The sequence below is a fragment of the Pseudoneobacillus rhizolycopersici genome, from assembly GCF_054786815.1.
On sequence record NZ_JBTOOE010000001.1, the window covers coordinates 224,000 to 245,704 of the forward strand.

The 21,705-nt window shown below is 37.4% G+C and carries 23 protein-coding genes; 16 read left to right on the forward strand and 7 right to left on the reverse strand.

Annotated elements, in window-relative coordinates:
* Window positions 1–11: 11 nt before the first annotated feature.
* Window positions 12–959, forward strand: a complete 948-nt coding sequence (locus ACX9YW_RS01210) for an L-threonine 3-dehydrogenase (protein ID WP_460340558.1) — start codon at window positions 12–14, stop codon at window positions 957–959.
* Between the two features lie 36 nt (window positions 960–995).
* Here the strand turns inward: ACX9YW_RS01210 and selD are convergent, their stop codons facing one another.
* Window positions 996–2,045, reverse strand: coding sequence for a selenide, water dikinase SelD (selD, locus tag ACX9YW_RS01215; protein WP_460340560.1), 1,050 nt, complete (start codon window positions 2,043–2,045; stop codon window positions 996–998).
* 152 nt (window positions 2,046–2,197) lie between these two features.
* Here selD and ACX9YW_RS01220 point away from each other — a divergent pair, with 152 nt between their 5' ends.
* Together ACX9YW_RS01220 and selA are read left to right on the forward strand one after the other, a co-directional pair.
* A complete protein-coding gene (locus ACX9YW_RS01220; protein WP_460340563.1) occupies window positions 2,198–2,437 on the forward strand; it encodes an Rdx family protein in 240 nt (79 codons plus the stop codon).
* A gap of 190 nt (window positions 2,438–2,627) precedes the next feature.
* Window positions 2,628–4,055: an L-seryl-tRNA(Sec) selenium transferase gene (selA, locus tag ACX9YW_RS01225; protein ID WP_460340566.1), complete on the forward strand. Its 1,428-nt coding sequence runs from the start codon at window positions 2,628–2,630 to the stop codon at window positions 4,053–4,055.
* A 26-nt stretch (window positions 4,056–4,081) separates the two neighbouring features.
* Here the strand turns inward: selA and ACX9YW_RS01230 are convergent, their stop codons facing one another.
* Window positions 4,082–4,222 (reverse strand): small acid-soluble spore protein P, encoded by a 141-nt coding sequence (locus tag ACX9YW_RS01230; RefSeq protein ID WP_460340569.1) that lies wholly within the window; start codon window positions 4,220–4,222, stop codon window positions 4,082–4,084.
* Window positions 4,223–4,346: 124 nt separating this feature from the next.
* Between ACX9YW_RS01230 and ACX9YW_RS01235 the strand changes: the two genes are divergently transcribed.
* A complete protein-coding gene (locus ACX9YW_RS01235) occupies window positions 4,347–4,604 on the forward strand; it encodes a hypothetical protein (protein ID WP_460340572.1) in 258 nt (85 codons plus the stop codon).
* A 65-nt stretch (window positions 4,605–4,669) separates the two neighbouring features.
* Here the strand turns inward: ACX9YW_RS01235 and sspO are convergent, their stop codons facing one another.
* The gene (gene sspO, locus ACX9YW_RS01240) at window positions 4,670–4,819 is read right to left on the reverse strand and encodes a small acid-soluble spore protein SspO (protein WP_460340575.1); all 150 of its coding nucleotides are present in this window, start codon (window positions 4,817–4,819) and stop codon (window positions 4,670–4,672) included.
* Window positions 4,820–5,157: 338 nt separating this feature from the next.
* On the opposite strand from sspO, the gene acnA reads away from it, so the two are divergent.
* The 11 genes from acnA to ACX9YW_RS01295 all read left to right on the forward strand — a co-directional run bounded on the left by acnA (window position 5,158) and on the right by ACX9YW_RS01295 (window position 16,613).
* Window positions 5,158–7,863, forward strand: coding sequence for an aconitate hydratase AcnA (gene acnA, locus ACX9YW_RS01245; protein ID WP_460340578.1), 2,706 nt, complete (start codon window positions 5,158–5,160; stop codon window positions 7,861–7,863).
* Between the two features lie 331 nt (window positions 7,864–8,194).
* On the forward strand, window positions 8,195–9,916 hold the full coding sequence (gene abc-f, locus ACX9YW_RS01250) for a ribosomal protection-like ABC-F family protein (protein WP_460340581.1): 1,722 nt from the start codon (window positions 8,195–8,197) through the stop codon (window positions 9,914–9,916).
* A 76-nt stretch (window positions 9,917–9,992) separates the two neighbouring features.
* Entirely contained in the window at window positions 9,993–11,039 is a 1,047-nt protein-coding gene (mtnA, locus tag ACX9YW_RS01255; protein WP_460340584.1) for an S-methyl-5-thioribose-1-phosphate isomerase, read from the forward strand.
* A 20-nt stretch (window positions 11,040–11,059) separates the two neighbouring features.
* Entirely contained in the window at window positions 11,060–11,839 is a 780-nt protein-coding gene (locus tag ACX9YW_RS01260; protein WP_460340586.1) for a class II aldolase/adducin family protein, read from the forward strand.
* Between the two features lie 183 nt (window positions 11,840–12,022).
* On the forward strand, window positions 12,023–12,550 hold the full coding sequence (locus ACX9YW_RS01265) for a redoxin domain-containing protein (RefSeq protein WP_460340589.1): 528 nt from the start codon (window positions 12,023–12,025) through the stop codon (window positions 12,548–12,550).
* 139 nt (window positions 12,551–12,689) lie between these two features.
* Window positions 12,690–12,821: an FbpB family small basic protein gene (locus tag ACX9YW_RS01270; protein WP_460340592.1), complete on the forward strand. Its 132-nt coding sequence runs from the start codon at window positions 12,690–12,692 to the stop codon at window positions 12,819–12,821.
* A gap of 74 nt (window positions 12,822–12,895) precedes the next feature.
* A complete protein-coding gene (locus ACX9YW_RS01275) occupies window positions 12,896–13,033 on the forward strand; it encodes an acid-soluble spore protein N (RefSeq protein ID WP_460341248.1) in 138 nt (45 codons plus the stop codon).
* Between the two features lie 143 nt (window positions 13,034–13,176).
* Complete coding sequence (gene tlp / locus ACX9YW_RS01280; RefSeq protein WP_460340594.1) at window positions 13,177–13,410, forward strand: small acid-soluble spore protein Tlp; 234 nt, start codon at window positions 13,177–13,179, stop codon at window positions 13,408–13,410.
* A gap of 88 nt (window positions 13,411–13,498) precedes the next feature.
* Window positions 13,499–15,844, forward strand: coding sequence for an AAA family ATPase (locus ACX9YW_RS01285; RefSeq protein ID WP_460340597.1), 2,346 nt, complete (start codon window positions 13,499–13,501; stop codon window positions 15,842–15,844).
* Between the two features lie 3 nt (window positions 15,845–15,847).
* Complete coding sequence (locus ACX9YW_RS01290; RefSeq protein ID WP_460340599.1) at window positions 15,848–16,267, forward strand: acyl-CoA thioesterase; 420 nt, start codon at window positions 15,848–15,850, stop codon at window positions 16,265–16,267.
* Between the two features lie 22 nt (window positions 16,268–16,289).
* Window positions 16,290–16,613 (forward strand): hypothetical protein, encoded by a 324-nt coding sequence (locus ACX9YW_RS01295; protein WP_460340602.1) that lies wholly within the window; start codon window positions 16,290–16,292, stop codon window positions 16,611–16,613.
* A gap of 12 nt (window positions 16,614–16,625) precedes the next feature.
* Here ACX9YW_RS01295 and ACX9YW_RS01300 read toward each other — a convergent pair whose 3' ends face one another.
* The 4 genes from ACX9YW_RS01300 to plsY all read right to left on the reverse strand — a co-directional run bounded on the left by ACX9YW_RS01300 (window position 16,626) and on the right by plsY (window position 19,805).
* Window positions 16,626–17,774: a CapA family protein gene (locus ACX9YW_RS01300; protein WP_460340604.1), complete on the reverse strand. Its 1,149-nt coding sequence runs from the start codon at window positions 17,772–17,774 to the stop codon at window positions 16,626–16,628.
* 97 nt (window positions 17,775–17,871) lie between these two features.
* The gene (locus ACX9YW_RS01305; RefSeq protein WP_460340607.1) at window positions 17,872–18,057 is read right to left on the reverse strand and encodes a hypothetical protein; all 186 of its coding nucleotides are present in this window, start codon (window positions 18,055–18,057) and stop codon (window positions 17,872–17,874) included.
* A 105-nt stretch (window positions 18,058–18,162) separates the two neighbouring features.
* Window positions 18,163–18,993: an ATP-binding protein gene (locus ACX9YW_RS01310; protein WP_460340609.1), complete on the reverse strand. Its 831-nt coding sequence runs from the start codon at window positions 18,991–18,993 to the stop codon at window positions 18,163–18,165.
* A gap of 224 nt (window positions 18,994–19,217) precedes the next feature.
* On the reverse strand, window positions 19,218–19,805 hold the full coding sequence (gene plsY / locus ACX9YW_RS01315; protein WP_460340612.1) for a glycerol-3-phosphate 1-O-acyltransferase PlsY: 588 nt from the start codon (window positions 19,803–19,805) through the stop codon (window positions 19,218–19,220).
* A 143-nt stretch (window positions 19,806–19,948) separates the two neighbouring features.
* Here plsY and ACX9YW_RS01320 point away from each other — a divergent pair, with 143 nt between their 5' ends.
* Complete coding sequence (locus ACX9YW_RS01320) at window positions 19,949–21,694, forward strand: glycosyl hydrolase family 18 protein (RefSeq protein WP_460340615.1); 1,746 nt, start codon at window positions 19,949–19,951, stop codon at window positions 21,692–21,694.
* Window positions 21,695–21,705: the final 11 nt, after the last annotated feature.

A 21,705-nucleotide genomic window follows, 5' to 3' on the forward strand; every position in this document is an offset into this window, starting at 1 on the left:
GGAGGATATATATGAAAAAGATTTTAATTACGGGAGCACTTGGACAAATCGGATCGGAACTAACGGGAACACTGCGCAACATTTATGGCACCGATAATGTCGTGGCGACAGACATTCGCAAAACGGAAAGTGAAGCGGCTAATAACGGGCCATTTGAAATTTTAGATGTGATGGATGGTCAAAAAATGATCGAGTTAGCCAAAAAATATCAAGTGGATACAATTATTCATATGGCTGCTCTTTTATCAGCAACTGCTGAAGCCAAGCCAGTATTTGCATGGAATTTAAACATGGGTGGATTGATGAATGCCCTTGAAACAGCTCGTGAATTAAATTGCCAATTTTTCACTCCAAGTTCGATCGGTGCCTTTGGTCCAACAACTCCAAAGGACAATACACCACAGGATACGATTCAACGCCCCACAACGATGTATGGGGTTAATAAAGTAGCGGGGGAGTTATTAGCCGATTATTATTATTATAAGTTTGGTGTCGATACTCGCGGATTGCGTTTTCCTGGACTCATTTCTTATGTGACACCAGCGGGTGGGGGAACAACCGATTATGCTGTCGATATTTATTATGAAGCAATAAAAACTGGCCAATACACCTCTTACATTGCAAAAGGTACTTATATGGATATGATGTATATGCCTGATGCATTAAATGCGATTGTCGATTTAATGGAAGCAGATTCAAGTAAGTTAAAACATCGAAACTCCTTTAACGTAACGGCAATGAGTTTTGATCCGGAAGAAATTGCCGCTGAAATCAAAAAGCATGTACCAAACTTCGAAATGTCTTATGATGTTGACCCGATTCGTCAAGGAATTGCCGACAGCTGGCCAAATTCGATTGATGCTACAGCAGCTAGAGAAGAATGGGGCTTTAAGGCGGAGTACGACTTAGCCAAAATGACGAAGGACATGCTTGAGAAATTAGCGATTAAACTGAAATAAGCCAGCAAAAAAGTCCTAAGAAATCTTAGGACTTTTTTATATTACAGAAATTAATTTATCTCGCTTTTCGTGTACTTTTCCAATAATCGCCGCATAGGCTAAACCATTTTCTCGGAGCTCCTTAACATATTGAATGGCGTCGAATTCAGTTAAAGAGACTAGTAATCCACCCGATGTAATGGCATCACATAATATTAATTTCTCTTCTTGAGAAAAGGTCCCAAAATCAATGTCATTTTCTAGCCATTTTAAATTAGACTTGGAACCGCCTGGTACGACACCATTTTTCGCCAGTTCGTATGTACCATCTAAAACGGGAACTTTTTCAAAATTAATTTCTAAGCTAACATCACTACCACTAGCCATTTCACTTCCATGACCGAGTAGCCCAAACCCTGTTACATCAGTAACAGCATGTGGTTGATATTTTTTTAAATGCTCTGCTGCGGTTTTATTAAGTGTTGCCATTGTGGCAGTGACGATTTCTTCCTGTTCAGGCGTTACAACGCCACGTTTTATTCCCGTCGTTAATATCCCTACTCCAATAGGTTTAGTAAGAACAAGTACATCACCAGGAATAGCACCAACATTTTTCCAAACTTTACTTGGATGAACAACTCCTGTTACCGATAGGCCAAATTTTGGTTCCTGATCATCTATCGAATGCCCTCCGATGGTAAGTGCACCAGCTTCTTTAACCTTATCTGACGCTCCAGTCAAAATTTGAGCTAATATTTCAGAGCCTAGCTTTTTAATAGGATAACCGACTATGTTTAGAACCGTTTTCGGTTCACCGCCCATTGCATATACATCACTTAAGGCATTGGCCGCAGCAATTTGTCCAAACATATATGGATCGTCAACAATCGGGGTAAAGTAGTCTAAAGTTTGTATTAAGGCAATTGAATCCGTTAATTGATAGACACCCGCATCATCCGAAGTTTCATGACCAACAAGTAATTCTGGTACCGGGTCTTGTTTTGGTAAAAGACGCAAAACTTGCGCCAGGTCTTCTGGACCTATTTTACAGCCTCAACCAGCTTTTGTAGATAGCGAAGTTAGGCGAATTTTATCTTGTTCACTCATCCATTCCACCTCCATCCACTAGTATACCTCTATTATCTTAACTTTTCAGCTATTATAAAGCAGATTATTTGCGGGAAAATTATTCTTGTACTAAAATATCCATGATTCACAAGTTTTGAATATTCGTTAAATTTAGAAATAGGAGTGGAAATATGAGTAAATACGAAGTAACAGTTGAATTCTGTATGCAGTGAAACTACGCACCAAAAGCCGCGAGTTTCGCGCAAGAATTATTCAATCATTTCCGTCACAACATTCCAAAGCTAGACCTAGTCCCAAGCTCAGGAGGAGCATTTGAAGTCATCGTCAACGGAAATAAGATCTATTCAAAAAAAGATACGGGGCTATTCCCAAACACACAAGAAATGATCCAAAAAATACAATCACTTTAACCCTTTAAAGCAAGTCTAACTACGAAAACACCGAAGCAATATAGTGCTTTGGTGTTTTTATTCATCTGGGTACAATTCCTACATTATTTACGAACTTATGGTGACATTAAATGCTTGTACATGCTTCAAGTGTTAAAGTGGGCTATATGTGATATACTGTTGTTGAATTTCGTTTAAGGGAGTTTTGTGTGTGAAAGAATGGCTTCGTTTCATTCCAGCAGTCCATGAATTGAAATCGCATCATTTATATCAAGAGCTTCTTTTTTCTACAGAAATAGATGATACGGAATTAACGGCTCAACTTCGGACGATTTTAGAGGGGATTCGCAACCAACTGTTAATGAATGCTTGGTCTGGTCCAAATCCTTCTTTAGGAGAATTTACAGAAGAAGTTTTTAAGCTACTAACAGAAAAAGTAAGCCAACAATATACTTACACTTTAAAGCGGGTTATTAATGCGACAGGTACCATTTTACATACAAATTTAGGTCGTGCAAGACTAAGTGAAAACGCCATCCAGCACGTCATAGAAACAGCTAGGAATTATTCAAATTTAGAATATCGCTTAGCAGAAGGAGAACGTGGATCTAGGCATACTCATGTTGAGGATTTAGTCAAGAGAATAACCGGTGCAGAGGCGGCAATGATCGTTAATAATAACGCATCCGCTGTTTTCCTGATTTTAAGAGCTTTGTCAGTAGGAAAAGAGGTTATCGTCTCGCGTGGCCAATTAGTCGAAATCGGTGGTTCATTTCGAATTTCTTCGATTATGGAGGAAAGCGGAGCAAAATTAGTAGAAGTCGGAACAACTAATAAGACACACTTATATGATTATGAAAAGGCAATTAACGAGAACACTCGAATGATTTTAAAAGTGCATACATCTAATTTTAAGACCATTGGTTTTACGAAAACAGTAGACACGAAAGAATTGGCTAACTTGACTTCACAACATCATGAAATTATCTTTTACGAGGATTTAGGGAGCGGAGTCCTTTATGATTTTCACCAACATGGAATCGGAGACGAACCTGTAGTCAAAAAGGTCTTGGAAATGGGGGCGGATCTTGTTTCATTTAGTGGCGATAAACTATTAGGCGGACCACAGGCAGGAATAATTGCCGGAAAGAAAACGCTCATTGAAAAGTTAAAGAAACACCAACTGGCTCGCGTTCTTCGTGTTGATAAAATGACTTTAGCTGGTTTAGAGGGAACCTTAATCGATTACATAAAAGGGGACAAGGGCAGAAAGAGCATTCCAACTTTTCGTGATATGATGTGGTCAAAAGCAGAAATTAACAGTCGGTCACAAGCCTTGGTGAGTCAACTAAAAAAATACACCCAAGACTATCACATTTCGTTATTAGATGACTTTAGTCAGGTAGGCGGAGGAACAATGCCCGAAGTACAACTACCAACTGTATTACTTGCCATTAGACATGAAACCATGTCAGCAGCAACGTTATCTCAAAAATTACGAACCGAATTCCTCCCGGCAATTGTTACAAGAATCCAAAATGACGAAATCTTGATTGATTTAAGAACAGTAGAACCTGAAGAAGAATCATTTATTGTACAGGCTTTACTCGAAATAGGAAAAGGGAAGCTACAGCCTTAATATGTCTGTAGCTTCCGCCTTAGAATCTACATGTCATGACTTGAGTTATGTTTTTGGCGCGTATGATTACGATTCTTTACTTTTTTCGATCCACTCAGTGGTTCAGGCTGTCCCGATTGTTTTGGTGCATTCTTACGCATATCTTTGCTATCGTTTTTATTGGTCATGGTTCATCCCTCCTAATGTTTAGGATGCAAAGTGGACGTTTTTTTATTCTCATTTAAAATGTTGAATAATTTTTGTAGCACTGCGCAATTTAAATTTACAAACGACCACAAGGAGTGAAATAAAATGCCATACAATAAAAATAAACAGCAAGCATTTCAAGCAGCGCAAAAGGGAGTAGGGGATGCCAAAGAACTTTATCGTGATATCGTTCGGGATAGTGCTAGTTACGGGCATCAATTAAAGCATTTACAAAAAGAAGTAAACGAGGCATACCAACAAATTGAAAGTGCTTTAGTAGTGGCTTCTGAACACCAAAGAGCACAATTAGAACAATTCCAGCAAGATCTCCAACAAATGGTTAATGAAGTAAATCTTGAATAGTCAATCCCCCACCAATGGTGGGGTTTTTTCATTTAAAAAAGCCCCTAATAAATAGGGACCATCTCTTATTGATTCTTCTTACGCTTTTTATTATTCTGTTTTTGAGCCTCTGTTAATGGTTCGTTTGAAAACTCTTCGTTATATCCGGCTCCCATTCCTTGAGCACTTGCTGCGTTTGCACCGGGAATCACATGATTCGCTTTACGATTACCCATTTGACTTACACCCCCTTTTCTTCAATAGTTTTACCCTTACAAGTAAAAAAATTTGCTTTCTTTTGTCATATTTTCAATAATAGATAGGGAATGTTTTTTTACAAAAATGGTTTTCCTTAAATCATTCATATGTAGAAGTCACATTCATGCTTGATACAGCTAGATTTCCTTCATTAGTAATTAGAAAAACTTATTAACTTCTATAACATTCTTGTTATTTACTTATGTATATGGCTGTATTAAGATAAGAATTGTAAGAAAAGTAGGGATGGACTATGGAGATTCATACTTTTCAATCTATTATTTAGGTTTGTTGAAATTGACAAGGGGGTAAGAAAATGTCAAAAGATGTTTTTAACGCACGCAGTTCTTTTGAACTAAACGGCAAAAACTATCATTATTACAAATTAGCTGCATTGGAAGATGCCGGAATCAAAAATGTTTCCAAATTACCTTATTCCATTAAAGTTCTTCTTGAATCCGTACTTCGCCAACACGATGGACGTGTCATTACAAAAGAACATGTTGAAAACTTAGCAAAATGGGGAACAAGCGATGTGAAGGAAGTGGATGTACCATTTAAACCTTCACGTGTTATCCTTCAAGACTTTACTGGTGTACCAGCGGTGGTAGACCTTGCTTCTATGCGTAAAGCAATGGCCGATATGGGTGGAGACCCTGATAAAATCAACCCAGAAAAAACAGTCGACCTAGTTATCGACCACTCCGTACAGGTTGATCAATATGGAACGGCTGACTCTCTTGAAGCAAACATGGTTCTTGAGTTTGAACGTAATGCAGAGCGCTACCAATTCCTTAGCTGGGCACAAAAAGCGTTTAATAACTACCGTGCCGTTCCACCAGCAACTGGTATCGTTCACCAAGTAAACTTAGAATTCCTTGCTGACGTTGTTCATGTTCAAGAAAACGCTGAAGGTGAACTTGAAGCATACCCAGATACATTAGTAGGTACTGACTCACATACAACAATGATTAACGGTATCGGTGTTCTAGGTTGGGGTGTAGGCGGTATTGAAGCTGAAGCGGGTATGCTTGGACAACCATCTTATTTCCCTGTACCTGAAGTAGTTGGGGTTAAATTAACAGGCGAACTACCAAATGGTGCGACTGCTACTGACTTAGCATTAAAAGTAACTCAAGTATTACGTAGCGCTGGTGTGGTTGGTAAATTCGTAGAATTCTTCGGACCTGGAGTTTCTTCCTTACCATTAGCTGACCGTGCAACTGTTGCGAATATGGCTCCTGAATATGGTGCAACTTGCGGCTTCTTCCCAATTGACGCAGAATCATTAGACTATTTACGTCTAACTGGCCGTGATGAAGAGCAAGTTCAAGTTGTAGAACAATATTGCAAAGAAAATGGCTTGTTCTTTGATCCATCTATTGAACCAGTCTATACAAATGTTATCGAAATCGACCTTTCTGAAATTGAAGCAAATCTTTCTGGTCCTAAGCGTCCACAAGATTTAATTCCACTTTCTCAAATGAAAGAATCTTTCGTTAACGCTGTTAGTGCTCCTCAAGGCAACCAAGGCTTTGGTCTAAATGCTGATGAGCTTAACAAAGAAACAACTGTTCACTTTAATAACGGTGACCAAACATCAATGAAAACTGGTGCAGTTGCCATCGCTTCTATCACAAGCTGTACAAATACATCTAACCCATATGTACTTGTTGGTGCAGGTTTAGTAGCAAAAAAAGCAGTAGAACTTGGTCTAGAAGTCCCTAAATTTGTTAAAACTTCTTTAGCACCTGGTTCAAAAGTAGTTACAGGATACCTACGTGATTCCGGATTACTTCCATACCTTGAGCAATTAGGTTTCAACCTAGTAGGTTATGGTTGTACTACATGTATCGGTAACTCCGGTCCATTAAAAGAAGAAATCGAAAAAGCTGTTGCTGAAAGCGACTTACTCGTAACTTCTGTTCTTTCAGGTAACCGTAACTTTGAGGGTCGTATTCACCCGCTTGTAAAAGCTAACTACCTTGCATCACCACCATTAGTCGTTGCTTACGCTCTTGCAGGCAATGTACAAATTGACCTTCAAAAAGATGCAATCGGAAAAGACAAGAATGGTAACGATGTATATCTAAAAGACATTTGGCCAACTACAGCTGAAGTTGCTGAGGTTGTTAAACAAACGGTAACTCCAGAATTATTCCGTAGAGAATATGAAAACGTATTTGGTGACAATGCGCGCTGGAACGAAATCAAAACTAGTAACGAGCCTTTATATACATTTGATGAAAAATCAACTTATATTCAAAATCCTCCATTCTTTGAAGGATTATCAGCTGAACCAGGTCAAGTTAAGCCTTTAGCAGGACTTCGTGTTGTTGCTAAATTCGGAGATTCCATCACAACGGACCATATTTCTCCAGCAGGTTCAATCGGAAGAAATACTCCAGCTGGTAAGTACCTATTAGAAAACGGAGTAGAACCACGTGATTTCAACTCTTACGGTTCTCGTCGTGGTAACCACGAAGTCATGATGCGTGGAACATTTGCTAACATCCGTATCCGCAACCAAATCGCTGCTGGTACTGAAGGTGGCTACACTACTTACTGGCCAACAGGCGAAGTGAAATCTATCTATGATGCTTGTATGCAATACAAAGCAGATGGAACAGGTCTAATTGTTCTTGCAGGTAAAGACTATGGAATGGGATCTTCTCGTGACTGGGCTGCGAAAGGAACAAACCTATTAGGTATTAAAACAGTTATTGCTGAAAGCTTCGAGCGTATTCACCGTTCAAACCTTGTATTAATGGGTGTTCTACCTCTTCAATTCAAGGATGGCGAAAACGCTGATACTTTAGGCTTGACTGGTAAAGAAACGATTGACGTTCAAGTTGATGAAAACGTTAGACCTCGTGATCTTCTAAAGGTGACTGCTACAGACGAAAATGGCAACAAGAAGGAATTCGAAGTTCTTGTACGTTTTGACTCTGAAGTAGAAATCGACTACTACCGCCATGGTGGTATCCTACCAATGGTACTTCGTGAAAAATTAAAGGCTTAAGATATGATGCCGCCGCCCAATATACTACACTGGGCGGTTTTTTCATTGACATTTTTACATGGAAAAATTATACTCATAGTAGCTTATCGAAAGGGATGAATTAGGGGAATGAAGTTATAATCTTATTTTTCAGATGAAATTCGAATAATCGAACTTTCAGGAACATGAAAAATAGGATTAGTCTGCCCTTTTTGTCATACCCAATCAGTCAGCGATGTAGGTAACTCTTTGCCTAAACCGCTCTTATTTGCGTACACCAAAAATGATGGCTAACTAAACCTCTTCAGGTTCCTGAAGAGGTTTTTTATTTTTCTATTTTGAGGTGACATATATGACTGTTATAAGAGTAAAGCATATTCAGAAGAGTTTTGGTGAAAAAGAAATTTTTAAGGATATTAATTTTGAAATAAAGGCAAATGATCGAATCGGCTTAGTTGGCTATAATGGGACAGGAAAAACTACTTTAGCAAATATTATTACCGGTAAACTAAAAGCTGACTCCGGTACTGTTGAGTTCTTTCAATCGGTTAAAATGGGCTATTTATCGCAAACAATTGATTATGAGACGCTTGATTATCAAAAGGGACAATATGATGGTGATAACCAAGAATTCTATGCTGTTGCCAGTCACTTAGGATTGAGAAAGGTTAACCAATGGACTAATAAAATGTATCAGCATCTCAGTGGCGGTGAACGGTTAAAGCTCGTACTGGCTCAAATTTGGAACCATGGACCCAATCTATTAATTCTCGATGAACCGACGAACCATCTCGACTTACAAGGGATAAATTGGCTCATAGAAGAACTTAAAAAATTTAAAGGACCCGTATTGGTGATTTCCCATGATCGTTACTTTTTAGATCAGACCACTAGTATGATATACGAGCTTGAAGACGGAAACCTGTTTCAGTATCCTGGAAATTACAGTAACTATCAAAAGGAAAAAGAAAGAAGAAAAGAAATTCAACTTCATCAATTTCTTGAACAACAAAAATATAAACAAAAAATTGAAGCTCAGATGGAACGCTTAAATCAATGGTCTGAAAAAGCCCATCGTGATTCTACGAAACAAGGTTCACCTTCCGAAAGAAGACAAATCGGTTTTAAAGAATACCATCGTAAGAAAGCGAAAAAAATGGATCAACAAATCAGCTCTAAGATGAAAAGGCTCGAAAAAGAGTTGGACCGCAATAAATTGACCAAACCCAAAGATGAACCAGAGCTCGGTTTCCAATTTAAGCTAGATGGAAAAAGAGGAAAACGTGTATTAGAGTGTAAAAATCTTGAAAAATCGTTTGATAACCATCCCTTAATCCAGCAGAGTCATTTTTATATTAAACATGGTGAAAAGGTCGGAATTGTTGGACCAAATGGCTGTGGTAAAACAACCTTCATTAAAATGATTCTAGGATTAGAAGAGCCGACAGTCGGGGAAATTTGGACAGGAAAAACATTAAGAATAGCTTATCTGAGTCAGGAAATCCTTGATTTGGATCCAGCAAAAACCGTTATGGAAACATTCGGTTCCCTAACACGTGATCAAATCCAACTCGTTCGAACCTATATAGCAAACATTGGGTTACAAAGAGATATTTCAGAAAAAAGAATTGCGGCATTAAGTTTAGGACAAAGGATTAGAATCAAACTGGTCGATATGCTTATCAAAGATTATGATATTTTAATCCTTGATGAGCCGACAAATCACCTTGACCTTCCGAGCCGCGAGCAACTTGAAAACACCTTAAAGGATTTTACCGGAACGATTATCACCGTTTCGCATGATTATTATTTTATTAACAGAATATGTGATACGCTGCTTATATTTGAAAATAAGCAAATCAAAAGAGTCGAAAAAACTTTAAACGAATATCTAAATCCGGAGAATCATGACAAAGAAAATAATCAAAAGAATCTTGATCTAATGGTAATTGAAAACAGAATCAGTCAAATATTAGGGGAAATTAGTTTACTTACTCCTACAGACCCGGCTTATCAATTGTTAGACAGTCAGTTTAAAGATTTGCTTAAAGCTAAAAAGGAATTCTTAACTTAAATCATTTCTCAAAAAAATATTTCATGTTAAAATGAGCAAGAATATTGAGAAGTCTTAGAGGGGAGATCCGTTTGTTATGACTGATACATTTTTATCATCCGTTTCCTTTGAAAATGGAATTATGACTATTTTAGATCAAACAAAATTACCAAATATTACTGAATTTATAAACATAGAAAAGATTGAAGATGCATGGGAGGCCATTAAACAGTTAAAAGTGCGTGGGGCACCTGCCATTGGGATTGCAGCCTCCTACGGATTACTTTTAGGCATCCAAAATGCCAGCGAAGAAAACTTTGATGCCTTTTACCGAGAATTCCGACAGCATTCTGATTATCTTGCTTCTTCCAGACCAACCGCTGTTAATTTATTTTGGGCGTTAAATCGGATGAATGAGCGGGCTCTAAAAGAAAAACACCAGCCTATTGAAAAAATCAAACTGGCACTAGAGGAAGAGGCACATTTGATTCGAAAAGAAGATGAAGAAGTATGCCGTTCTATAGGTGAGCACGCTTTAACTCTTTTTCATGATGGAATCGGTGTTCTAACCCATTGTAACGCTGGAGGAATCGCGACAGCTAAGTATGGTACAGCATTAGCGCCAATGTATTTAGCCAAAGAAAGAGGCTGGAATATCAAGGTGTTTGCTGATGAAACCAGACCTCTCCTTCAAGGAGCCCGTTTAACAGCTTGGGAGTTACAGCAAGCAGGCATAGATGTTACCCTTATTACCGATAGTATGGCAGCCATGGTTATGAGTAAAGGTTGGGTACAAGCTGTAATAGTCGGTTGTGATCGAGTGGCTGCAAATGGCGACGTGGCTAATAAAATCGGAACTTACGGAGTGGCTCTTCTTGCTAAGGCACATCACATCCCGTTTTATGTAGCAGCACCAATATCTACAATTGATTTATCTACAAAAACAGGCAAGGATATTCCGATTGAAGAACGGCATGCAGCAGAAATAACGGAAGGATTCGGTACAGTAACTGCCCCAAGTGGTGTCAAAGTATATAATCCAGCATTTGATGTTACTCCAGCTGAATTCATTACTGCGATTATTACCGAAAAAGGCATTATCAAAGGCAATTATCAAGAGGAACTTTCTACGTTATTTCAATAAAGTTCGAAAGAGGGACATTGATGATTTCGGAATTAAAGTTAAAAACGCAAATTTGTGAAATTGGCAGAAGGGTGTATGAAAAAGGTTTTGTCGCATCTAATGACGGTAATATTTCCGTTCGCATTGATGAAGATGTCTTTATTGTTACGCCAACAGGGGTAAGCAAAGGTTACATGACTCCTGAAATGCTGATTAAAGTGGATGGTAAAGGAAATTTATTAGAAGGGGAGCGTCAGCCAACCTCAGAAATTAAAATGCACTTACGAGTTTACCAAGAAAGGCCAGAAATCCGTTCTGTTGTGCATGTACACCCACCTTTTGCAACCGCCTTTGCTATCAGTGGAATCCCGTTAGATCAAGCAACTATGCCGGAAACAATTGTAACTTTGGGGACGATACCCATTGCTGCCTATGGTACTCCATCGACGGACGAAATTCCTAATGCAATCAGTCCATACATCCACAATCATAACGGCGTGCTATTAGAAAATCATGGAGCCTTAACTTGGGCTGAAACACTTGACCAGGCGTATTTCTTAATGGAATCGTTAGAGTTTTGTGCTAAGATTAATTGGATTGCTCGACAAATGAATGGAGACCGTGAACTTTCCATTCAAAATGTCGAGCGATTACTCCAAATAAAACGGCAATTAGGAAAAACGGGTGAATCACCCAAGGGTGTTGAAACCCCTAACCATGTAGCCCAAAAGGTGACACCACCACTAGAAAGAAGCTTATCAGAGAATGATATCAACTTAATTGTTGAAAAAGTAACACAAGCGATAATAAAGCTTTTTTAGTTTTCATAAAAAAGGACTAATCATTAGTCCTTTTTTGCTTTACAAAAACGAAATGTTTATACTTGATAATATGTTAGAAAATCGTCACAATTATCGAGTTGATTCCATTGTCCAAATGACATATTCCTTGTTAATATAGGGTAAATGAATACTAGCCAACAATCATTTAGGGGGATTTCACCAATGATTAAAAAAGTACTGGCTGCAGTATTGCTAATTGTCTTATTTACTGTAGCAATCGTTCAAGCAATGGGGAAGGATGGAACTGAAAGTACCTCTGCCGATTCAGGAAAGATCGGAATTGAAATAGGGAACGAGGCACCTGATTTTGAACTAAAAACATTAGATGGAAAAACGGTTAAGCTTTCTGAATTAAAGGGCCAAAAAGTCATGTTAAACTTTTGGGCAACATGGTGTCCACCATGTAAAGAAGAAATGCCAGCGATGCAAAAATTCCATGAAGAGAAGGATAATGACGTTACAATACTTGCCGTTAATATTGACCCGCAATTGAATGTACAAGGATTCGTTGAAGAAATGGGGATTACTTTTCCCATACCATTGGATGAAACGGATCAGGTAAACACTATCTATCAAGTTATTTCCATCCCAACAACCTTTTTTATTGATACGAAAGGAGTCATTAAGCAAAAACATATTGGTGGCATGACTTATGATCACATGAAAAAATATGTATCACAATTAAAATGAGCTTATAGGAACTTAACTTTCGGTTAAGTTCTTTTTTGTGCTTGCGCTTTTCTTATTAAATTTTCTAAAAGTTGTAATAATTAAACGTGTTTCCGGGCATAATAGCCAATATCATAAGGTATAAGGAAGGTGAACAACCATGAGAAAACCAAGAAAACGTTCATTTGAGGAGCTTGTGTTAGAGAATAAACGTCAATTAATGAAAGATCGCGATGCCTTAGACAAAATTGAAGAAAGATTAGAAGAAAGGCGTTTAGGAAAGGCTGAGTAGCCAAACTATACCAATCATGTTTGAACTCCTAAGTGGAAATACTTTTACTTGAGGAGGGATATACCATGGGTAATATGAAAGGGCAACATCCAAAACGCTTTAAACCTAATCATATTGGGACACAATCTAGAGGTTTTGGTGGAAACAAAGGAAAGACAATGCAAGATACCTCTGGAGAGCACGCTCAAGTGATTCAAACAAAAGGTGAATAATAAATATAAAAACTCACTGGTCCATTGCACAGTGAGTTTTTTATTTTATTTCTTTAAAAATGAAAATATTAATTGATTTTTAATTTGTATTTTATCACATACTATTTTTGTACCAAAACAATTGCTTTAGGGAGGAAAGAAAAATGGCCTATCAAAACAAACCAAAACCAGATGATCGTTCCGATAATGTTGAAAAACTGCAATCGATGATTCAAAATACGATTGAAAATATGGAGGAAGCGGAAGAATCGTTAGCATTTGCAAACGACGATACACATCGCTCTCAAATCCAGGCTAAAAATGAAAGACGTCGAGAAAGCATCGATGCCATGCGTGCAGAAATAAAAGACGAAGCTAGTGCACAAGACCATCAATAACCGAGCGATGAGAGCCTAAAGTACTTTTACTTAGGTTCTCTTTTTTTGTATGTTATGATAGGGATAAAAAAAATAAAGTAGTGATAATATGATGCGAAACACCCATATTTTACATAATCAAACTGATTTGACTAAGAAAATTGATAAATGGGAGCAGGAAATCGCACTATACGGAGTAATGGAAGATGAAAGTCAGCTACTTTCTTTGTTACGTGATCTGGATGAATCTTTACATCCAAAGGAATATTCTAAAATCCTTGCTCTTTTTGTTGCATCCAGGCGTTCTTCCCCCAAAAAAGTGACACCTGTTCTAACTAATTGGGTAGAAAAAGCCTTGACACTAGATCCGGAAAATAAGATGGCAAAAGAACTTCTATTGTATGATCAATGGATAGCCTATCAAACATTATTTTCTGAATTAAAATTCCCTGTATTTCGCGAAACAGATAGCCCCTCAGCCAAAAAACAGGTAATTGATGATTATTTGCTAATTTGTCAAGAGTTTTTAGCTAGTACAGATGAGCAATTAGACCAATTAAATAAACAGATTGTAGAAGCCCCCTCAATGGGAACGACTTGGTCAAAGCTAAACAACATAAAAGAATTATTCCAAACAATGGTGATGGAGGTAAGTGCACTATTAAAAGCTGCAAAAGATTTTGCAGAATCCTTTTCAGGTGTTTTTTACGCTTCGATACATTATGAAAATATCCAGAAACATTTGATTGTAATAGAAAAAATAAAAGCAGACTGGCTCTCATTATTTGATACACAGGAAAATGATGTTCAATCGCACCAAAATGCGCTTGACCAATTACATTCGATGATCGGACTTCCATTAGTAAAAGAACGAATTGAGAAGTTCTACCGTTTTCTAAAGTATCAAAAGGTCAGAAGCTCTTTAGGGTTTCAAACGAAAGATGAATTAAGCTTAAATATGATTCTAACCGGTAACCCCGGCACCGGAAAAACGACACTTGCAAGATTATTAGCGAAAATTTATCATGAGTTAGGAGTATTACCAAGGGATGAGGTAATCGAAACAAACCGTTCCCAACTTGTTGGTTCCTTTGTTGGTCAAACCGAAGAAAATGTCCTGGCTTTTGTGAAAAAAGCAGTTGGTGGCGTTCTTTTTATAGATGAAGCATACAGTTTAAAGCGAGAAGGACAATCTGGAAATGATTATGGACAGGCAGCGGTAGACACCTTAGTCTCTTTAATGACTAGTCAAGAATATGGCGGCAAATTTGCGGTTATTTTAGCAGGTTATCCAGAGGAAATGAGACAGTTTTTAGAAGCAAACACTGGCTTAAGAAGTCGTTTCCCCAACTCTAACTATTTTGAACTAGCCGACTATACAAACGAGGAATTAATTCAAATTGCCCAATCCATTGCCGATGATAACGATTATATATTGACCTCTGCAGCAAAGGTCCAATTAGTGAAAAGAATCGAGCAAGAAAGAGTTGATTTTACGTTTGGTAATGCTAGGACCATAAAAAGCTTAGTACTGGATGCCATTTTCCAAAAAGGGTCACTTCAAATTACAAAAGATAATTCATTACTGGACTACGTCCTTCTAGACAGAGAAGACTTTACTATCCAAACGAAAGATATCGACCAAAACCCAAAAGAACAGTTACTTCAGTTAATTGGATTGGATTCAGTGAAAGCGGAAATGGAATCATTAATAGCCTTTATTAAAATCCAGAATCTTCGTCGGGAAAAAGGCTTACCAGTTGTCCCAATTCAGGTTCATTCTATTTTTACCGGAAATCCCGGCACCGGAAAAACAACAGTTGCAAAAATCTATGCCAATCTTTTAAAAGAGTATGGCATCTTGAAGAGAGGGCATCTTCTCATTACAAGTCGTGCCGATTTTGTTGCCGGCTATGTAGGGCAAACGGCTATCAAAACGAGAAAAAAGATCAGAGAAGCACTAGGTGGTGTTCTCTTTATTGATGAAGCTTATTCATTACTTGGGCAATCTAGTGGGGATTATGGCAAGGAAATGATTGATACCCTCGTGGATGAAATGACTAAGCATAATGAAAACCTAGTCGTTGTTTTGGCTGGATATCCAAATGAAATGGAAGGTCTACTAGAAAGTAATCCAGGCTTACGCTCACGGTTTAAAAAGCTTTTCCATTTTCCTGATTATACGAATAATGAACTGGTTCAAATAATGGAAACATATGTTGAAAGCTATCAATATCATTTGAACGATGAGGCAATCAATTACCTCAAGTCAGCACTAGAAAATACAGAGGTTAAAGGAAATGGCCGATTCGCCACTAATTTAATCGATGAAGCGATACAGGCACAGGCGTTAAGGCTGGTCCAAGACGCCACTCTAGAATCAAAAACACCAGAAATTAATTTAACCATTTCAGATATAAAATTAGCGCTCGAAAAATTAAATAGGGGAGAATAACAGATGCTAGTTTCAACAAAAGAAATAGAAGTTAGATATGCCGAAACAGATCAAATGGGAGTGGTTTACCACGCCAATTATTTAGTTTGGATGGAAGTAGGACGTACAGCCCTTATCTCTGACCTAGGCTTTAATTATGCAGAAATGGAGCGGGACGGCGTTATTTCGCCAGTCATTGATATCCAAGTCTCCTATAAGAAGCCTTTACGTTATGGCGAGAAAGCAACCGTCCAAACATGGATAGAAGACTATGACGGCTTACGGGTTACTTACGGCTATGAAATTTTAACCGAGGATGGAGAATTGGCCGTAACCGGACAATCTAAGCATGTTTGCGTAAAAAAAGATTCTTTTCGACCAATCATCATCCGAAAATTATACCCTATTTGGCATGAGGCATATGAAAATGCCAAGAAAAAATAGTTCAAAATTGGGGTGAAAAACGATGGCATTTGGAATTAAAAGAAGAGAACTAAACGAATGGAAACGAAGAATAGATAACGGGGAAATCGCTTTTTTGACACATTATTGGCTAGATTCACGATTCCCCGGTTATAACACTGTCACGAAAGTTGGATGTGCAGATTTAGGAAAGCTAGCTGAATGGGGTAGAAAGCATCAGCTCCAACCAAATTGGATTCATCATCGCAAAGATGGTTATTCCCATTTTGATCTAATTGGTGTAAAGCAAAAAGAAATCCTTCTTAAAGAAGGTCTTACAGAACATATTTGGGAACTAAACGCAAACGATCACTTTCATAAAAAGTGATCGTTTTCAATATTATTGGAGCCACTGATTCATATGATCCATGATTTCCTGATAGCTTTTTTGTGCGTTCTTTAAACCAACTGTCCCTGCATCCTGTAAAGGAACTACTCGATATTGCGATAAATTCTTATTCGATACATAGGTTGGAATAAAACCAGGATTTGAAATGGTAATACTTGTCCCTTCAGGAGATACTTTTTTCGTTATCTCGATCGTTGCTAGACCACCAATATCCTTGTAGTCTCTCATTTGACCTGAGATGAAATTTCCCAATGAATAAACGACAAAAGCCTGCCGATTATCTTTAGACTTTAGCATATTCATGGGCTGCAACACATGTGGATGATGGCCAAAAATCACATCAACCCCTTCATCCACCAGAAATTGCGCTAACAGTTGCTGGGCATCAGTCGGAATTCGTTGGTATTCATTTCCCCAATGAAGGCTCATAACCACTACATCCGCTTCAGCTCTTGCTCGATGTATTTCAGCCTTCATTTTATCTTGATCAATTAAATTTACTAAATAATCCTTCCCCTTTGGGACAGGAATCCCATTTGTACCATAGGAGTATGATAAGAAGGCTAATTTCACACCATTTTTTTGGATGATTCTTAACCTATCTTGATCCTGTTTATCCTTAAAAAAGCCAACATAAGGTAAACCGACTTTTTCATAGTATGCAATCGAGTTAAGAATTCCTTTTTCACCCTTATCAAGGGAATGATTATTAGCAGTTGAGACAATATCTACCCCAGCATCGATTAGTGCATCACCAACCTCCTGTGGGCTATTAAAGGTTGGATAGCTGGAGAGACCCATCTCTACGCCACCTAAAACCGTTTCTTGGTTGGCAAGCAATACATCTGGACGCTGCAATATGCCTTTAACCTTTTTAAACATCGGCTTAAAATCATACCCACTCGGTGAATAAGCATCCTCGTAAACCCAATCATGAATCAAAATATCACCAATACCACCCAAAGTGAGCTTTGTTGTTATTTCTTTTCCGTTTAAAAAAACCTCCCGTTCTTGATGATTTGAGGTTTGATAAACAGTTTCCTCTTTTGTTTCTAAATAAAAATTTGTAACCAAGGTAGCAGAACCAATTAAAACTACCGAAATAAAAATGAGTGAAAACCATACCGAATTCTTTTTCATCTATTTCTCCTCTAAAGTTAAATTCTTACAGAATCATTATAATAGTAGAGAGAAAAATATTAAACGGATTCCTTAAAAAGAATCCGCTTCATTAGCGTTATTCTTCTTTTTCTTCTATAAAACGAATTAAATCATCAAAATTATTCATTATTTTTATGGGTTGGCCATCACAAGCTAGATCCTGATTATATTCAAACAACTCCACTTTAAATTCCTCATTTGACAATTCTTCTCCTGTATTGATTGAAAAAATAAAATCATCCTTAGTCTTTATTTTCCCCATAGCATTTATGCTCCTTTAGGATAGTGAAAACGGTTTCTAATCTCATTTTACTTCAGAAAAGGAGTTCATTTGCCATTCTTTTTTGACAAAATACTGAAAATTATCCTAATTTATTTTCGGAAAATCAATCTGAAAAATCGTCCCATGTCCCTCTGTACTGATAACCGATATCGAACCATTGTGATCTTCGATGATTTTTTTGCAGAGGCTTAACCCAATACCTGTACCAGCTTCTTTAGTTGTATGAAAGGGAAGAAATAGGTTTTGCTTTGTCTCATCATTCATACCACAACCGTTATCCTCTATGACGAATAAGGCTTTATTTTGATAGGCTCGAGTATGTAATCTAATCCATCCAGGTAGTTGTTCTTTTTTTGCATCAATTGCTTCCATAGCATTTTTTAAAAGATTAACTAGCACTTGTTTTAGTTGGACTTCGTTTCCGATAATCTCTATTTCTACATCACTTACATTTGTTATGATTTCGACATTTTTCAGAATCGCTTCACTTTCGAATAAGATTGAAAGATCCTCTACAAGCTTATTTAAAGAAATTGGTTTCGTTGTCTCCTTGGCTGGTTTAGACTCATTTAAAAATTGATAAATGATTCTATTTGCTCGTTTTAATTCATCCAAGGCAATATCTGCATATTGTTCTTTACCAATTTCTTTTAGATAAGGTTTCAAAAGCTGGATGAATCCTCCAACCGTTGTTAGGGGATTCCGGATTTCATGGGCAAGTCCAGCCGCTAGTTTATCGATTGTTTGATAGTGTTGATTTGTAATGGTTGCTTGCTGGATCTGTTCCACCGTTTCATTAATGTATTGTTTGTTGTTTTGAATTTCCTGCTGGAATAAGGAAAACTTAGTTGTAATTTGGTCCAATATTTTTTCGATTTGTTGATATTGTTCAAAAGAACAATCTTGGTTTCTCATATATGAAAACATCCTTTACTTAATTATTAGGTTCTGTATATTTTACAAATATAGGAAATAACACTAAACCTATTTTATTATATTTCTATGAAAAACAAAAATGACAAAAAAACAAAAAAAATGACAAAAATTTTCCCATTACAAAAAAAATACAGCAGATCACTCTGCTGTGTAAGAAAACATTAATGTCTATCTGCAACGAATAGCCGCTTTTGATTTTCGTTTTACATCCATTTTATTTTCGGCTCAGTCTTATTTAAGATGCGTTTAAAGTTTGCTCGATGCCTATAGATAACGAAAAACGCTAGGATTGATACGACGATAATGAGTGGTTTGTCCCAGATAACGATCGAATAGATAAAGGCAGCAATCGCAGCTAATGCGGATGATAACGAAACATATTTTGTTAAATACAAAGAAATAAAGAAAATCACAAAAATAATGACAAACATCAAGGGTGCATAGAATAAAAGGACACCGCCTGATGTGGCAACAGCTTTCCCGCCTCTAAAATTAGCAAACAGAGGATACATATGCCCAACGACTGCGAAAATTCCCACTAAAAGGGCATGTAATTCAAGTCCAAAAAGAAATGGTAAAGCCGCAGCAAGGGTTCCTTTTAAGATATCTGCAATGGTTACAGCCATACCTGCTTTAACCCCTAAGGTTCGGAACGTATTTGTTCCACCTAGGTTTCCACTTCCGTGTTCGCGAATATCTACCCCATAAAAAACTTTTCCGATAATTAAGCCAGAAGGGATTGAACCCAATAAATAGGCTAGTACGATAACAACAACATCCATAATGTTCATGAAGGCTTACCCCTTAAATTTAAAATTCGTCCTATAATTGTATCACTAAATACTATTGAATATCTACATTAGATTGATTACCAGACAAAAGTTCGTGTTTGTTTGTAGGTTTTAATGTACGATACTAGTAAGGAGGGACCGTTATGTCGCAACTAGAATATTCTCAAAAAAAATCGATTTCAGCCAAATCGATCATCGTTGGCCTAATAGTGATTATTTTACTTATTAGTTCAGCCATCATCCTATTCTTATATCCATTTGCTTCAAAAGAAAAACGAAATTATTTCTTAGGGGATAACCCAATCATTTTAGAAAATAAACAGCAAGGTAACGCATTAATTAACGACGGCAGTGTTTATATTCCCGTAAGTTTTATCAAAGATTTTCTAGACGAATCATTAATTTTTGATCAAAAATCTCAATCTATTATTATCACAACTAAAAACAAAGTAATCCAAATGCCAACAAAATCTCTAACCTACTATGTAAATGAAAAGCCAGTCAATCTCCATTTTCCAGCGATTCAAACGGAAAATGGCAACATGTATGTTGCCATTGATTCTTTATTGAGCTATTATCCAATTCGATATCAAACATTACCTGAAACAAATGGAATCTGGATACAACAAGATGGTGAAAAAATCCAATCTGGTTTCATTATGGATAAGGACGTACATGAAGAAAAGCTCCGTTTACGAACCAAACCAACATTACAAGCCCCATACGTTGCTGAAGTTGATTCCAACGAACCGGTTTTTATCGAGGGGAAGCGGGAGGACTTCTATCTTATACGTAAACAAAATGGTATAGCTGGATATATAAAAGAAAGTTTAATTAAACAAGGAGACATCGAGCTAGTTACAATTGAAAACCAAGAAAAAATCGTAAAACCTAATCCAATCAAGGGGCCAATTCATTTAACTTGGGAAGCTGTTTATAATAAAAATCCCAACACAAAAAAATTACCGGAGATGCCAGGTGTGAACGTTGTCTCACCAACATGGTTCGAGCTAGAAGATCAGGATGGAAATATTAACAATCTTGGGTCACTTGACTATGTGAAATGGGCAAAAAAGAGGGGATACCAGGTTTGGGGATTGTTTTCAAATGCATTTGATCCAAAGTTAACCCATTTAGCGTTTAAAGATTTTGAAACTAGAAGTCGAATGATTCGGCAGCTACTTCATTTTAGCCAAGCCTATCAATTAAACGGTATTAATCTAGATATCGAAAATGTTAGCCTTGAAGATGGACCTTTAATCACCCAGTTTGTAAGAGAAGCAACACCCTTATTCCATGAAGCGGGATTAACTGTTTCAATCGATATTACTTTTATATCCTCAAGTGAAAATTGGTCATTGTTTTATGAACGTGAAAAACTAGCAAAAATTGTTGACTATTTAATTGTTATGGCCTATGACGAACACTGGGGTTCTTCGCCAATTGCCGGTAGTGTCGCGAGCTTGCCATGGGTAGAAGAAAACACCGAAAAACTTCTGTCTGTTGTCCCTCATCAGCAATTAATTTTGGGTGTACCGCTGTATACAAGGCTATGGAAGGAAGAAACGGACGCAAATGGTCAATTGAAGGTAACATCAAAAGCCTTGTCAATGGGTCAAATAAAAGAATGGCTCGAAAACAATAAACTGCAACCGAAGTATGATACCGCAACAGGGCAAAATTATGCAGAGCTTTTTGTTCCGGATGAGCAAACAACGTATAAGGTTTGGCTAGAGGATGAGGTATCATTGAAAAAGCGGGTGCAACTTGCCGAAAAGTATCAATTGGCAGGAGTAGCTACTTGGTCAAGATTTTTTGCTGATGATACTGCTTGGACTGCATTAAAGTTTACTGAAACAAAATATACCAATGCTGATTCCCATAAATGATAAGCAAAATA

Excerpts from the sequence above, each read along its gene's own strand:
- ACX9YW_RS01290 (WP_460340599.1), top strand. The coding sequence starts at position 15,848 with ATGCTAGTTTCAACAAAAGAAATAGAAGTTAGATATGCCGAAACAGAT.
- ACX9YW_RS01320 (WP_460340615.1), top strand. The coding sequence starts at position 19,949 with ATGTCGCAACTAGAATATTCTCAAAAAAAATCGATTTCAGCCAAATCG.
- ACX9YW_RS01295 (WP_460340602.1), top strand. The coding sequence starts at position 16,290 with ATGGCATTTGGAATTAAAAGAAGAGAACTAAACGAATGGAAACGAAGA.
- abc-f (WP_460340581.1), top strand. The coding sequence starts at position 8,195 with ATGACTGTTATAAGAGTAAAGCATATTCAGAAGAGTTTTGGTGAAAAA.
- ACX9YW_RS01230 (WP_460340569.1), bottom strand. The coding sequence starts at position 4,222 with ATGACCAATAAAAACGATAGCAAAGATATGCGTAAGAATGCACCAAAA.
- ACX9YW_RS01270 (WP_460340592.1), top strand. The coding sequence starts at position 12,690 with ATGAGAAAACCAAGAAAACGTTCATTTGAGGAGCTTGTGTTAGAGAAT.
- ACX9YW_RS01265 (WP_460340589.1), top strand. The coding sequence starts at position 12,023 with ATGATTAAAAAAGTACTGGCTGCAGTATTGCTAATTGTCTTATTTACT.
- acnA (WP_460340578.1), top strand. The coding sequence starts at position 5,158 with ATGTCAAAAGATGTTTTTAACGCACGCAGTTCTTTTGAACTAAACGGC.
- ACX9YW_RS01305 (WP_460340607.1), bottom strand. The coding sequence starts at position 18,057 with ATGGGGAAAATAAAGACTAAGGATGATTTTATTTTTTCAATCAATACA.
- tlp (WP_460340594.1), top strand. The coding sequence starts at position 13,177 with ATGGCCTATCAAAACAAACCAAAACCAGATGATCGTTCCGATAATGTT.
- ACX9YW_RS01285 (WP_460340597.1), top strand. The coding sequence starts at position 13,499 with ATGATGCGAAACACCCATATTTTACATAATCAAACTGATTTGACTAAG.
- ACX9YW_RS01260 (WP_460340586.1), top strand. The coding sequence starts at position 11,060 with ATGATTTCGGAATTAAAGTTAAAAACGCAAATTTGTGAAATTGGCAGA.
- ACX9YW_RS01235 (WP_460340572.1), top strand. The coding sequence starts at position 4,347 with ATGCCATACAATAAAAATAAACAGCAAGCATTTCAAGCAGCGCAAAAG.
- ACX9YW_RS01310 (WP_460340609.1), bottom strand. The coding sequence starts at position 18,993 with ATGAGAAACCAAGATTGTTCTTTTGAACAATATCAACAAATCGAAAAA.
- ACX9YW_RS01210 (WP_460340558.1), top strand. The coding sequence starts at position 12 with ATGAAAAAGATTTTAATTACGGGAGCACTTGGACAAATCGGATCGGAA.
- ACX9YW_RS01275 (WP_460341248.1), top strand. The coding sequence starts at position 12,896 with ATGAAAGGGCAACATCCAAAACGCTTTAAACCTAATCATATTGGGACA.
- sspO (WP_460340575.1), bottom strand. The coding sequence starts at position 4,819 with ATGGGTAATCGTAAAGCGAATCATGTGATTCCCGGTGCAAACGCAGCA.
- mtnA (WP_460340584.1), top strand. The coding sequence starts at position 9,993 with ATGACTGATACATTTTTATCATCCGTTTCCTTTGAAAATGGAATTATG.
- ACX9YW_RS01300 (WP_460340604.1), bottom strand. The coding sequence starts at position 17,774 with ATGAAAAAGAATTCGGTATGGTTTTCACTCATTTTTATTTCGGTAGTT.
- plsY (WP_460340612.1), bottom strand. The coding sequence starts at position 19,805 with ATGAACATTATGGATGTTGTTGTTATCGTACTAGCCTATTTATTGGGT.